This is a genomic window from Asticcacaulis tiandongensis, assembly GCF_006475605.1.
GTDB classification, from domain to species: Bacteria; Pseudomonadota; Alphaproteobacteria; order Caulobacterales; family Caulobacteraceae; genus Asticcacaulis; species Asticcacaulis tiandongensis.
Map to the genome: position 1 here is coordinate 534079 of NZ_SSBC01000010.1, position 13525 is coordinate 547603.

The 13525-nt window shown below is 55.0% G+C and carries 14 protein-coding genes and 1 tRNA gene; 8 read left to right on the forward strand and 7 right to left on the reverse strand.

Going from position 1 to position 13525, the window contains the following annotated elements; all coding sequences use genetic code 11:
* Positions 1–21: 21 nt before the first annotated feature.
* From E5201_RS06480 to E5201_RS06500, 5 genes are read right to left on the reverse strand one after another with little or no spacing between them, the layout of a single operon-like run.
* Positions 22–837, reverse strand: a complete 816-nt coding sequence (locus E5201_RS06480) for an MBL fold metallo-hydrolase (protein WP_140985265.1) — start codon at positions 835–837, stop codon at positions 22–24.
* Positions 834–1613: a TatD family hydrolase gene (locus E5201_RS06485; RefSeq protein ID WP_181404601.1), complete on the reverse strand. Its 780-nt coding sequence runs from the start codon at positions 1611–1613 to the stop codon at positions 834–836. The genes E5201_RS06480 and E5201_RS06485 overlap by 4 nt, the downstream gene beginning before the upstream one ends.
* Before the next feature lie 24 nt (positions 1614–1637).
* On the reverse strand, positions 1638–2642 hold the full coding sequence (locus E5201_RS06490; protein ID WP_181404556.1) for a DNA polymerase III subunit delta': 1005 nt from the start codon (positions 2640–2642) through the stop codon (positions 1638–1640).
* A gap of 2 nt (positions 2643–2644) precedes the next feature.
* Entirely contained in the window at positions 2645–3283 is a 639-nt protein-coding gene (gene tmk, locus E5201_RS06495) for a dTMP kinase (protein WP_140985268.1), read from the reverse strand.
* Between the two features lie 55 nt (positions 3284–3338).
* Positions 3339–4130 carry a septal ring lytic transglycosylase RlpA family protein gene (locus tag E5201_RS06500; RefSeq protein ID WP_246050429.1) on the reverse strand — a complete coding sequence of 264 codons (792 nt, stop codon included), beginning with the start codon at positions 4128–4130 and terminating at the stop codon, positions 3339–3341.
* A 169-nt stretch (positions 4131–4299) separates the two neighbouring features.
* Between E5201_RS06500 and E5201_RS06505 the strand changes: the two genes are divergently transcribed.
* The 3 genes from E5201_RS06505 (at position 4300) to E5201_RS06515 (ending at position 5794) form a co-directional block, all read left to right on the forward strand.
* Positions 4300–4389, forward strand: a tRNA-Ser gene (locus E5201_RS06505).
* A gap of 96 nt (positions 4390–4485) precedes the next feature.
* Positions 4486–4701, forward strand: a complete 216-nt coding sequence (locus tag E5201_RS06510) for a DUF4287 domain-containing protein (RefSeq protein ID WP_140985269.1) — start codon at positions 4486–4488, stop codon at positions 4699–4701.
* Between the two features lie 73 nt (positions 4702–4774).
* Positions 4775–5794 (forward strand): glycosyl hydrolase, encoded by a 1020-nt coding sequence (locus tag E5201_RS06515; RefSeq protein ID WP_246050431.1) that lies wholly within the window; start codon positions 4775–4777, stop codon positions 5792–5794.
* Here E5201_RS06515 and E5201_RS06520 read toward each other — a convergent pair.
* Positions 5778–7484 (reverse strand): cation:proton antiporter domain-containing protein, encoded by a 1707-nt coding sequence (locus E5201_RS06520; protein WP_140985270.1) that lies wholly within the window; start codon positions 7482–7484, stop codon positions 5778–5780. The two genes, E5201_RS06515 and E5201_RS06520, sit on opposite strands and share 17 nt — an antisense overlap.
* Positions 7485–7723: 239 nt before the next feature.
* Between E5201_RS06520 and E5201_RS06525 the strand changes: the two genes are divergently transcribed.
* From E5201_RS06525 to E5201_RS06535, 3 genes are all read left to right on the forward strand, one after another.
* A complete protein-coding gene (locus E5201_RS06525; protein ID WP_140985271.1) occupies positions 7724–9070 on the forward strand; it encodes an MFS transporter in 1347 nt (448 codons plus the stop codon).
* Between the two features lie 6 nt (positions 9071–9076).
* Entirely contained in the window at positions 9077–9877 is an 801-nt protein-coding gene (gene mazG, locus E5201_RS06530) for a nucleoside triphosphate pyrophosphohydrolase (RefSeq protein WP_140985272.1), read from the forward strand.
* Positions 9878–9978: 101 nt separating this feature from the next.
* Complete coding sequence (locus tag E5201_RS06535; protein ID WP_140985273.1) at positions 9979–10539, forward strand: winged helix-turn-helix transcriptional regulator; 561 nt, start codon at positions 9979–9981, stop codon at positions 10537–10539.
* A 112-nt stretch (positions 10540–10651) separates the two neighbouring features.
* Here E5201_RS06535 and rnd read toward each other — a convergent pair whose 3' ends face one another.
* Positions 10652–11800, reverse strand: a complete 1149-nt coding sequence (gene rnd, locus E5201_RS06540; protein ID WP_140985274.1) for a ribonuclease D — start codon at positions 11798–11800, stop codon at positions 10652–10654.
* A gap of 96 nt (positions 11801–11896) precedes the next feature.
* Here rnd and purM point away from each other — a divergent pair, with 96 nt between their 5' ends.
* Entirely contained in the window at positions 11897–12931 is a 1035-nt protein-coding gene (gene purM, locus E5201_RS06545) for a phosphoribosylformylglycinamidine cyclo-ligase (RefSeq protein WP_140985275.1), read from the forward strand.
* Positions 12924–13505, forward strand: coding sequence for a phosphoribosylglycinamide formyltransferase (purN, locus tag E5201_RS06550; protein ID WP_140985276.1), 582 nt, complete (start codon positions 12924–12926; stop codon positions 13503–13505). The genes purM and purN overlap by 8 nt, the downstream gene beginning before the upstream one ends.
* Positions 13506–13525 lie beyond the last annotated feature (20 nt).

Sequence of the window (13525 nt, forward strand, 5' to 3'; positions counted from 1 at the left end):
CTCTTTCGGTCGGCCAGACACTTAATCAGCTAAAACGGTCTCTATCGTCATCTGGTCATAGGCAGGCTCTACGCCTGCAGGCAGTTGCTGGCGCAAGACCTCATAATCCAGTTCCTGATGCAGATTGGTCAATATGGCCCGCTCCGGTCTGACGCGCTCAATCCAGGACAAGGTTTTATCCAGATGCGCGTGGGTCGGGTGCGGCTTATATCTCAGGGCATCGACAATCCAGACCTTCACGCCTCTAAGGATGTCAAAACTGCTTTCGGGTAGGTCGCTTATGTCGCTTGAATAGGCGACATCACCGATACGGTACCCGACCGAACGAATAGGGCCGTGCGCCTGATCGAAGATGGTGACCGGTACGGGGCCACCCTGCCCGTCTATGGCCCATGCCGCACCTAATGGCGGCAATAATTCAGGTGTACAGATAGGCGGATAGCCGAGCTTACCGGTGAATACATAGCCAAAGCGCGCCATCAGAGAATCGTGTGTCGCCTGATCCATAAAGCCCGGGATTTGACGCTTCCCCATGGCCGCCAAGGCGCGCATATCGTCTATACCGTGAGTCTGATCGGCATGATCATGCGTCCACAAAACGGCATCAAGATGAGTCAGTTCAGCCTTGAGGGCCTGTTCGCGAAAATCCGGTGAGGTGTCCACCAGAAGGCTGGTTGGGACTGGTTCTCCGTCGCTGTAGACCCGAAACAAAGCACTGCACCGGCTGCGGCGATTTTTTGGATTCTGTGAATCGCAATTTCCCCAATAGCCATCTGCGCGCGGCACACCGGTGGAGCAGCCGCAGCCCAGAATGGTTGTTTTCAGAATCCGTATCATGGCTGTGGAATCCGGTCGAACAGGTCAAAAAAGGACTGATTAGTGCGGGTAATGGTATCTTCCCGCGTCCAGCCGCGAATATCCGCCACCTTATCATAAACATGGGTGACATAGGCCGGTTCATTACGCCGCCCGCGCATGGGCACCGGCGCCAGATAGGGGCAGTCGGTTTCGACTATGATCTTGGCGGCGGGCATATCGGCAACAATATCACGCACATCCTGTGCGGCCTTGAAACTGGCGATACCGGATACCGAAAACCATGCGCCGATATCTGCGGCTTTCTTAGCCAGTTCAGCCCCTGACGTATAACAATGCAGCAGAAGCTTGAAGGCACCGTTGCGATGCTCGTCGCTTAGTATTTCCCACATAACCTCATCCGCTTCGCGCGTGTGGACCACCAATGGCAGGCCACTTTCGCGGGCCGCAATTATATGGGTGCGGAAAACCGACGCCTGTATATCACGGGGACTGAAATCATAGTGAAAATCCAGACCGCATTCGCCAATACCAACGACCTTCGGGCGCTCGGCAAGTTTCAGAAGGTCTGCAACCGTCAAGTCAGGATTTTCCTTGGCTTCATGCGGATGGGTGCCGACCGTGGCCCATATATCGGCATTGTCATCTGCCAGTTGATAGCAGGCGTCAAAGTTCGATACACGATCACAGATATTGAGCATCAAACCGACGCCGCTTTGACGCGCACGTGCGATTACGTCTTCGCGGTCTTCGTCAAACTGGGGCGCATGCAAATTCACATGGCTGTCGATAAGCAGCATCGATTTACCTTACAAATTAACTTAAGAAATATCGCTTAATGATTTGTATATAGACCAGAAATACTCACCACGATCGAGATTAATACCTTCGGTTTCCGCAATCACTGTACTCAACCGTGCCCACATTTCTGACCATTGACGTGCCTTGGCGGGCGTTTCCGCACTTAAGGCCAATTCCTGAACGCGATTACTTAATACCGCGATGAACTGGGCAAACTTCTGCGGCCCATCGACCTTGGCAGAATTGGTTTTAAACAGGGTTATATAGGGCAGCATATCCATGCGCGAAGGCGGTTCGCCGGACAGTAGCTTTTCCGCCAGTTGATCCATCTCAAGGGCACCTTCGGCCCAGAGACGCAAACCCCTGCCCGGTGAACCTCTGGCCATAACCACCAGACGCTCAAGCGATTCCGACGGGATTTCAGCGCGGCTTTCGATGAAGTATTTGACGGCTTCGTCATCCCACGGCGTAAACCCCAGCCGACGGCAGCGGGACCTTATGGTCGGCAGCAACTTGCCCGGTGAATGGGAAATGAGAAACAAAACGCCACGCTCAGGCGGCTCCTCAAGAATTTTCAATAAGGCATTGGCAGAATTGACATTCAAGTCATCAACCGCATCGACAATACAGACACGATAGGCCGAACGCGACGGAGCCTTCGAGAAAAACTCCCCGACTTCGCGTACAGCGTCAACCAGTATGTTTTTGCGGGTCTTGCCGTCTTTTTCTTCGCGCTCAAGAACCAGAAGATCAGGATGTGACTGAGCGGTAATCAGGCGCGCGTCAGCATCATCCGGCGACATGCCCAGTAAACCATAGGATTTATCGCGGTCATGCCCCATCAGGAAACGTGCGGCGCGATAAGCGAAGCTCGCCTTGCCAACCCCTTCCGGCCCCGTCAGCAACCACGCATGATGCAGTCGCCCACGCGAAACGGCCTCAAGAAAAGCCTGCTCCTGCGCCTCGGCATGGATCAGTTCATAGATGGCGCGCGGATGGGCAACCGTTGTGACCTCGGCATTCATGCTCAGGCCCCTTTAAGGGCGGGCCAGCGGCCAGTGATGATACGCCAGATGTCCTCACCCAACTCAGGGATCGTCTTGTCGGCATTCACCACATGATAGCGCTGCGGGTCAGTGGCCGCGCGGTCGATAAAGCCCTGACGCAGACGCTGATGGAAATCCAGTCCTTTGGATTCAAAGCGGTTCTCGTTATCACCGCGTGACAGTGCCCGCTTCAGACCCGCCTCTACGGGCATATCAAGGATCAGCGTCAGATCAGGCTGATCCTTGCCGACCACGCTCTGATCAATGTGATCAATGAAAGCCGTGGATACCCCGCCACCCGCCCCCTGATAGGCGCGGGTCGAATCGGAGAAACGGTCACACACCACCCAGGCACCACGCTTAAGGGCCGGTCTTATGGTCTGCTCAAGGTGATTGGCGCGCGCCGCATACATCATCAGGGTTTCGGAAATGGGCGACCATCGGCCCGCCTCACCGGTCACCAGCAATTCACGCAAGGCTTCCGCCCCGCCTGAGCCACCCGGTTCGCGTGTCTGCACCACCTCAAACCCCTGATCACGTAACCGTGCCACCAGAGCCTTGACCTGAGTGGATTTACCCGCCCCCTCGCCGCCTTCGAATGTGATGAACTGACCTCTCATAAGACCTGCGATAAATCGTCAAATCGGCGCGCATTACAAGCCTTAAGGGACAGAATTATTGTGCACGGGTCAAGATGGCGTCAAAATAGCCCTGTGACATGGCTTTTTGCCGCTCAAGTTCGGCCTGCTGCGTGCCTTTGAATGGCCCAAGATAGACAACATATAGCCCGCGTGATCGTTCTATGCGCCCGTTCAGCATGGATTTGGCCCGCTCGGCATTATCCCGATTGGAAAAGGCACCAATCTGGACACGATAGCGATCGCTATCCGAATTTTGTGGTCGCGAGGCGATGATTTGTCCGGCGGGCACGCCGCCTTCTGCGGGCCCGAGAAACTTGATTCGTACCCGCGCCGTACCGGCTTCGTGCATACCCAGATGCTTCGCCGCGCCTTTGGACAGATCAAGAATACGGTCATCGACGAACGGCCCGCGATCATTAAGGCGTAGTCGCAGCGAACGCCCGTTATCGAGGTTGGTAACCTCGATAATGCTGGGTAAAGGCCAGGTCTTATGGGCCGCGCTAATGCCTTCGGGCACAAACCGCTCACCTGTGGCGGTCAGATTTCCGGATTCATGACCATACCAGGTCGCCGTGCCGGTCTGGGTTTCACCTGTGCGCGGGATATAGGGACGATAGGTTTTACCACGGATCTCATAGGCCCTGAGATTGGCGGGCCTGTATTGCGCTTCATCGGCCACTTTGGGCGCAGGCACTCCGCCAGCATTAAACCTTGGTTTGGGGCCAGCACAGGCCGACAGAAAAATCAAACCGGCCAGCATTACCCACAAGCCAGCAGACTTACGCGATAAGGCAAAAGTGGCGTTCAATGTAATATGTCCGGTCACTGGTTTCCTGTGTGTGACGAATACCCGTTTAAAGCTTTATGGATAAAAGGGAAAAGCTTGGTTAACAGACATTAAGACAGTTTCTGTGTGCAGCCTGATTTTTTATGCGTCTTGCCTCTTGGCAAAGCCACATTCCCAAGCTAAAAGCGCCGTCCACTCACCTAAAGCCGGACAGGTGGCCGAGTGGTTTAAGGCAGCGGTCTTGAAAACCGCCGTAGGTGGAAGCCTACCGTGGGTTCGAATCCCACCCTGTCCGCCACTTCCCATTCCCTCCATTACAAATACGGGTTAGCGCCTTCAAAGTTGTGCTTTTCCCCAAAGCCGTCGATGATGACGTATTCGAAGGGAGGCAACCATGCCCGATAAGCCCGTCAGAGGCCCGGCCTCTTATTTTCCGTCAATAGAAAAAACCTATGGCCGACCGATTGCCGAATGGCAGGATATAGTCCGCCAAAATTATCCGGCGAAGCACATGAAACTGGTGGCGGTGTTGAAAAACGAGCACGGTATGGGACATGGCCACGCCAATGCCATCGTTGCTTACACCCTGAAGCAGGATAAGGATGCCTGAGAGTTAGTAAAAAATACGGCTTGCCGAATTACAATTTCAAATTTATTTATTCCTTGAAGGTGAGGAATAAGACATGGAAGTTTCGCGGCGTATCGTTCTTGGGGGTTTAAGTAGCCTGCCCACTGTGATGGCGGCCACTCAGGCTTCGGCCACCTCAGCACCTCTACCGGCCAAAGGGCAGTTAAGTGTGCCCTCACCTTCGCCCGAAGCCAAAGCGCTGTATGACTATCTCTGGGGCATCTATGGGAAAAAAACCCTGACGGGACAGCAGGAATCCACCTGGGTACGCGGATCACGCTACGAACTGAACTACATTAAGCGCACGACAGGAAAACTACCGGCCATTCGCGGTCTCGATTACATTGATCCCAAGGATTACAAAGGCGTCAATCGCCGCGCCGCACGCTGGTATCGCCGTGAGAACGGCATACCTTCAATTTGCTGGCACTGGGGCAACCCGCTGTTGGGTACCGGCTATAAAAGTTCACAAACCTATTTTGATCTGCCTGCGGCCTTAACCGAAGGCACGCCTGAACATGCCGCCATGTGGCGCGATATGGCGATTATCGCCGATCATCTGACGGTTTTGCGCGACAAGGGCGTACCAGTTCTGTGGCGCCCGTTGCATGAATTTACCGGTGAATGGTTCTGGTGGGGCATGACAGGCCCCGAAGCCTTCAAGGCGTTGTGGCGCGCCATGCACACCTATTTTACCGCAGAGCGTGGCCTCAACAACCTGATATGGGTATTAGGCTACGCGCACATACTTAAGGACGGCTACTATCCCGGCCGGCAATATGTCGATATCGCCGGAGCGGACATATACGCCAAGGATCATGGGCCACAGAACGAGTTGTTTCAGTTCGTAAAAGGACAGGTCGGCGATACCGTGCCTATCTGCCTGCACGAAAACGGCCCGATCCCTGATCCTGATGGGCTCGGGCCTGACGCTGATTGGCTTTGGTTCCTGACCTGGCACACGCAGTGGATCAAGCCCGGTGAGCACAATACCGACGCATCAGTGCGTAAGGCATACCTGTCGGAACGATACCTGACCAAGGATGAGCTCAAAGGGTTCAAGCCGCCGCCTTAGGTGCAAAGCGTTGCAGTACATGGCTGGTCATGCCCTTGGCCAGTTCTTCTTCGCCAAAGAAGACGTCCCCCAGCTTTTCGTCACGCAGGAACTTCATTTCGTCTTCGCTGTGGGTACGCAGGACGATCTCGATTTCAGGATTTAACTTGCGGGCGTTGTCCACCATCTGTTGCACATTCAGCAGATCCGGCGTGGCCACCACCAGCATGGCGGCATTGGCAATATGGGCCTGTATCAGCACCTCAGGCTCAGTGGCATTGCCGTAAACGGCCGCCATGCCCCGTTCACGCAAATCCTCAACACGCTCACGGTTTTGCTCGGCAACGACATAGGGAATATCGTGGGCCTCAAGGGCATTGGCGATGCGTCTGCCGACACGGCCATAGCCGACGATGACGACCTGCCCGTGCAGATATTTGCGCTCGGTGCTCATGGGCAGTTCAGCAAACGGATCTTCGCGAGCATTAAGCCTGCGGGCAAAAGCAGAGCGTTTAAGCACCCACTTGCTCGCGGGCTCAATACTGGCGAATAATAACGGATTAAGGGCGATGGAAATCAGGGCACCGGCCAGAACCAGATTCATACCCTCCTGAGGCAGCATGCCTAAGGTGACCCCAAGTCCGGCCAGAATGAACGAGAACTCACCAATCTGCGCCAGAGAGGCCGAGACGATCATCGCCGTATTCAGCGGATAACGGAAGGCCAGCACCAGACCGGCCGCCGCCAGCGACTTGCCGACAATGATAATGGCCACGACACCCAACACATGTACGGGCTGCTGAATGATGACCTGCGGGTCAAACAGCATACCTACCGAGACAAAGAACAGCACCGAAAAGGCATCGCGCAGAGGCAGGGATTCTTCGGCGGCACGATGGCTGAATTTCGATTCGCGCATCACCATGCCGGCGAAGAAAGCCCCAAGCGCGAAGGACACGCTGAAAAGTTCTGCCGCCCCCCAGGCGATACTGATGGCGGCCGCGACGACAGATAGCGTAAACAACTCACGCGAACCGGTGCGGGCAATCTGCCATAAAACCCAAGGCAAAAAGCGGCGCCCGAGCACCAGCATAACCGCAATAAAGACGGCTACCCCCAAAAGCGTCTGCCCCACCGTCCAGATCAGACCCGCCGGAATGCCGCCGCCATTGGTATTGGATTCCATGATTTGCGCCAGAGGCGGCATCAGAACCAGCACAAGAATGGTCGCCAGATCCTCAACCACCAGCCAGCCTACGGCGATGCGCCCGTTCTGCGTCTCAAGCACACCTCTGGCCTCAAGGGCCTTGAGCAACACAACCGTACTGGCGCAGGACAATGACAGGCCAAAGATAAGCGCGGAAAACACGCCCCAGCCCCACCACATGGCCATCCCCATCCCCAGAAGGGTTGCCAGTCCCATCTGAACGACGGCACCCGGCAAGGCAATCCGGCGCACCGACAAAAGATCATTGAGGGAAAAATGAAGCCCGACGCCAAACATCAGCAGCATTACGCCGATTTCGGCCAGCTGAGAGGCAATCTGAACATCGGCCACGAACCCTGGCGTAAAGGGACCAATGGCAATACCCGCAAGCAAATACCCCAAAAGCGCTGGCAATTTAAGCCGTTCGGCCAGAAAGCCAAACACAAGCGCCAGCCCGAAACCGGAGGCAATGGTGGTAATGAGCGAGATATTGTGATGATCCATCCGCAGCCTTTTGGAGTCGTGCGCACTTAAAAATGACGGGTGTTATCTGGCGGATAACGCGAATATTTGCAAACCTGTAAACCGGTAGATAATTCCGGTATTATCCTGATGCGTCAAGGCCTTATGCCCGCACCGGTCGGAATAAATCGCCCGTAAGGCGAAAAGATTATGAACATTGTTCATTTCAAAAACCTGTGCTACCAGTTTGTACAGGAGTCATTTGTTCAGGATACAGTGACATGACGGTCAAAAGCACGGTTGGTTTTCGACAATTGCTGGCCTTTACAGGCCCCTGCCTGCCTTTTGCAGCGCTCGGCCTGCCTCTGGCGGTGATCATTTCCGAATACTACACCACCGAAATCGGGATAAATCTGGGCGTGGTTGGTATGGTGTTCATGCTGGTGCGGCTGGTGGACATATTTACCGATCCGTTGATCGGTTGGGGCATGGACAAGACCCGCACACGCTTTGGACGCTTCAAGGTGTGGATGCTGGCCTGTCTGCCGGTACTGTTCATTGCCACAGGCTTTTTATTTCTGGCACCGGTCGGAGCATCTGCCGTCTATCTTGGGGTGTGGCTGTTTATAACCTACACCGGCTTTTCGATGGCCGCCCTAAGTCAGGCCAGCTGGGGGTCGGTGCTGTCGGATAATTACGACGAGCGTACCAAGATATTCGCCTTCTGGCAGGTCGGCAATATTGTCGGTATGATACTGGTGCTGCTGATACCGGTTATCACCCAATCAGTGCTTCATGAGTCCTACCGTACAGCCGTACAGGCCATGGGTGTATTTATTATGGTGCTGTTGCCGATCATGATTGGCATAGCCCTGTGGGTTGTGCCTGAGCGCGTCAGTGAAACGTCGGCCAATGACATCCGGCTGGGCGACTATTTCAAAATGATCCGGCGACCGAACGTTATTCGCGTGCTGCTAGCGGATCTGTTGCTGGGTCTGGCGCCGGGGATTATGGGCGCGCTGTTCTTCTTTTTCTTCATGCAGACCAAAGGCCTGAGCCGTGCCGAATGTTCTGCCGCCATGGCGCTTTATTTTGTCGCCGGTCTGGTTGGTGCCCCCTTATGGAGCTGGGCGTCGAAAAAATACACCAAGCATAAGACCCTGATCGTCTCAAGCCTGATCTTTGCCGGTATCTATGGCTGTCTGGCGTTCTTACCCGCAGGTAATTTCCCGCTGACCGCCGTGCTGGTGTTTCTGGCGGGCATCCCCTATGCTGCCTATCTGTTGCTGACCCGCGCCCTGATGGCCGATATTGGCGACGAAGTGCTGCTTGAGACCGGCAATGACCACAAGGGGACGCTGATGTCGATCCTGTCGGCCACGACCAAGCTCGGCTATGCCATGTCGATCCTGACCCTATCGGCGCTGGCGCTAGTGGGTTTTGATAACCGTGCCGCTCAAAACACGCCCGAAGCCCTGATGTGGGTGCAGATATTCTTCGTGGCCCTGCCTGTGGTCTTCCTATTGCTCGGGGCGTGGGCTATGAAATCCTATGACCTGACGCCTGAACGCCACGCGCAGATTCTGGACGGGTTGAAAGCCAAAGGATTAAGTGCCCCAAAGGATTAATTGCACATGACCTCAAAGCCAACACCCCACCCCATTGAGGCACTGATTGAGGTCATGAAAGCGCTACGCGATCCGCAAACGGGATGCCCGTGGGATCGTGAGCAGAATTTCGATACCATCGCGCCCTATACGATCGAAGAATCCTATGAGGTCGCCGATGCGATTGCACGCAAGGATATGCGCGACCTTAAGGAAGAACTGGGTGACCTTCTGTTTCAGGTGGTGTTCCACAGCCATCTGGCCAACGAACAGGGGCTGTTTGATTTTAATGATGTGGCCCAGGGCATGGCCGATAAGCTGATCCGCCGTCATCCGCATGTGTTTGGTGATGTCGGCGACCGCACGGCAGATGAGCAAAATCAGGCATGGGAAGATCAGAAGGCCGAAGAGCGTAAGGCCAAGGCCAAAACCGGCCTGCTTGAGGATGTACCCGTGGGATTACCCGCCCTCACCCGTGCTGCCAAGCTGACCAAACGCGCGGCGCGTGTAGGGTTTGACTGGCCGTCGCTCGATGAGGTCTTCGCCAAGCTGGACGAAGAGGTGGCCGAGCTTAAGGTCGAAATTCAAGCGGGCGACACGGAAAAAGCCAGGGCTGAACTGGGCGATATATTGTTTGTGCTGGCCAATCTGGCGCGCAAGATGGGGGTTGAACCCGAAGATGCCCTAAGGGGCACAAATGCCAAGTTTGTCAGGCGTTTTGAGACCATAGAGGCCGAACTGGCAAAACTCGGCAAGACGCCGGATCAGTCAAGTCTTGAGGAAATGGACGATCTCTGGAACGCGGCCAAACGGATGGAAGTCAGATAGATTGTAAACTGAAATCGATATGCAGGTGGCAATAAATTAACTTGTCATCTGCCATTAACCGCGACATTGATTTCAAAACGCAATTCACAGGGCCGAAAGCCATGTCAAAGTCAGTCGCGCAAAAAGCGCCCGCTAATCGACCCGTTGCTAAAGCGGTCAAAAAAGCCGCTCCAAAAGCCGCAAAGCCAAAAACCAATGTCACGCCCCTGCCGCCGCGTCAGCCGCGTTCAAAATGCCCGATTAATCTGTTGCTTGAAGCCGCTGGGGATAGCTGGTCTTTGCTGATCATCCGTGATCTGATGTTTCGCGGGCATTCGACCTATAAGGCGTTCCTCAATTCCGAAGAGCGTATCGCCACCAATATTCTGGCCGACCGTCTGGTGCGTCTTGAGCAATCCGGTCTGATCAGCAAACAGGCTGACCCCGAAGATGCGCGCAAATATATCTATAGGCTGACGGAAAAAGGGGCGGATCTGGCACCGGTGCTGGTCGAGATCATGCTATGGTCAAACCGCCACCACATTACCGATACGCCTAAGGATTTTCTGGTGGCCCTGCAAAAGAACAAGGCGGGCTTCACGCAAAAGGTCGTCCGTGATTTCGTTCCACCCAAACCACAACCCAAACCCGCCGACAAGGACGAAACCCTGAGCCTCTTCTAGGCAGAGCCTCAGGCCCTGTTCGTAAGACCCGAGGTGCGGGGCGTCTTTCATTACCATGGAAACGGCCATCTGGCTCGGCTCATAGGGGTGCAGGGTCCGCGACCCTGCCTGCCTAATCGAGTTCGACCAGTTCGACCTTGGTGCCATTAAGCACCAGCGCCAGTTCACCGCGTTTCAGACGCAAGGCATCTTCGCCAAAAACTTTTCGCCTCCAGCCCTGAAGTGACGGCACATCGGCTTCGTCATCAAGGGCGATTTTCTCAAGCTCTGAGACCGAGGCGATGAGTTTCGGGGCCACGCCTTCTTCCTCACAACGCACCTTAAGCAGAACCTTGAGCAGTTCAACTACCGAACCCGGCACCTGCACCGGTGGGGCCGATTTCTCAACCTTGGGGGCATAGGCGTCAGGATCGTCCAGCGCCTGACGAATGACCTCAATCAGTTCGCTGCCGAATTTGGACGCGCCAAAACCTTTGGGCGTTGAACGCAAACGATCAAAGGCGCCGGCATCCAGCGGCAATTGGGTGGCGATTTCGTCTACGCCTTCATCCTTAAGGATACGGCCACGCGGCTGATCGCGTTCTTGTGCCACACGCTCACGCCATGCGGCGACCTCCTTGAAGACGGCCATATATTTGGTGCTGTGCTTGCGCGGACGCAGACGCTTCCACGCGTCATCCGGCGAAGTGTTATAAAGCTTCGGGTCGGTCAGGTCGGCCATTTCCGCCGCAACCCATTCATAACGTTTCTGTGCCACCAGCTTATCGACCAGCTTGGGGTAAACCTTGGCCAGATGGGTCACATCGCCCAACGCATAATGTAATTGCTGATCGCTCAGGGGGCGACGCGACCAGTCCGTAAAGCGCGAGCCCTTGTCGATCTCGATTTTGACAACCTGACGCACCAGCGAATCATAGGCCACCTGATCTCCAAAGCCTGCGGCCATTGCCGCGACCTGTGTATCAAATACGGGCGTGGGCATGGCCCCGAGATTATAGAAGATTTCAATGTCCTGACGGCAGGCATGAAACACCTTGAGAATCTTCGGGTCGGTCAGAATATCGAGAAAAGGCTTTAAATCCAGATCCTTGGACAGCGGATCAATAATCGCCGAATGGTCTGCGGACGCCGCCTGAATGAGGCACAGCTTGGGCCAGTAGGTCGTTTCGCGCATAAATTCCGTGTCCACCGTGATAAACGGGGCGGAAGAAATCTGCTCACAAAATTGAATCAGCGCTTTGGTATTTGTAATTGGTGTCATTTTGTAGCTATAGCAAAGTTTAATCCCGCGAAAAGCGGCTTTGCGGATATGTACCGCATAAATCGTGCCCTAACTGAACACTTAAGGTAATTTTTTATGACCGAACCGTCAGCACCCGAAAAAGGCTTAACCTACGCGCAGGCGGGCGTGGATATTGACGCAGGCGAAGCGTTGGTCGATGCCATCAAGCCGCTGGCGAAATCAACACGCCGTCCGGGGGCCGAAGCCGGTCTTGGTGGTTTTGGCGCTTTGTTCGATCTTAAGGCTGCCGGTTACAATGACCCGCTGATCGTCACTACGACCGATGGCGTTGGCACTAAGCTGCGCATTGCCATTGATACCAACCGTCACGACACGGTCGGTATTGATCTGGTGGCCATGTGTGTCAACGACCTACTGGCGCAGGGCGCAGAGCCGCTGATGTTCCTTGATTATTATGCCACGTCTCGCCTTGAGGTCGATGTGGCGCGCCGTGTCATTGCCGGTATTGCCGAAGGCTGCAAGCGTGCAGGCTGTGCGCTGGTCGGTGGTGAAACGGCTGAAATGCCCGGCATGTACGAAGGCGAAGACTATGATCTGGCCGGTTTTTCGGTTGGAGCCGTCGATCGTGACAAGGTATTGCCAAATCTTGAGGCGCAAAAAGCCGGTGACGTGATCATTGGTCTGGCCTCCAGCGGCCCGCATTCAAACGGTTATTCTCTGGTGCGCAAGGTAGTTGAGGTCTCCGGTCTGAGTTGGGCCAGTGACGCGCCGTTTGCACCGGAAAAATCACTGGCGCAGGCACTGCTTGAACCGACCCATATCTACATCAAGTCGGTTTTGCCACTGATCAAGGGCGGTCTGATCAAGGGCGGCGCACATATTACCGGCGGTGGCCTGATCGAAAACCCCGGCCGCGCTATCCGTGATGGCCTTAAGGCTGAATTTGACTACAATGCGTGGGAACTGCCGCCCGTATTCAAGTGGCTGTCGGAAACCGGCAATATCACCGAGCATGAAATGCGACGCACCTTTAACTGCGGCATCGGGTTTGTGCTTTATGTCGCTGCCGATAAGGCCGATGCCGTTCTCGCGGCGCTGCTGAATGCCGAAGAAGACGCCTTCATCTGCGGACAACTGGTCGATGCCTGATAAGATTAAGTCGGCGATTTTTATCTCCGGTCGCGGATCGAACATGATGGCTCTGGTGGACGCCGCCAGAGCCGCTGACTTTCCGCTGGAATATGTGGTGGTTGTGGCGAATGATCCTGAGGCAGGCGGGCTTGAATGGGCTCGTCAGCAGGGCATTGAGGCCATTGCCATTAGTCATCGCGACTTTAACAAAGACCGCGAAGCCCATGAAAAGGCTATAGATTCCGAACTGCGTAAGCGCGGTGTCGAATTTATCTGTCTGGCGGGGTATATGCGTATCCTGACCCCTTGGCTTGTGGGGCAATGGTCGGGCAAGATGATCAATATCCATCCGTCATTGCTGCCAAAATACAAGGGCCTGCATACCCACGAACGCGCGATCGAAGCCGGTGACACGGAGCATGGGGCCAGCATTCACTGGGTCAATGCCGGTGTCGATGATGGTGAAGTGATCCTTCAGGCGCGCGTGCCGATTCTTGATGGTGACACACCTGATGCCCTTGCGGCACGGGTGCTTGCGCAGGAACATCAGCTTTATCCGGCAGCAGTACGGAAGATATTTTCCGCGTTGTAATGCGGATAGAAAACCCCCGC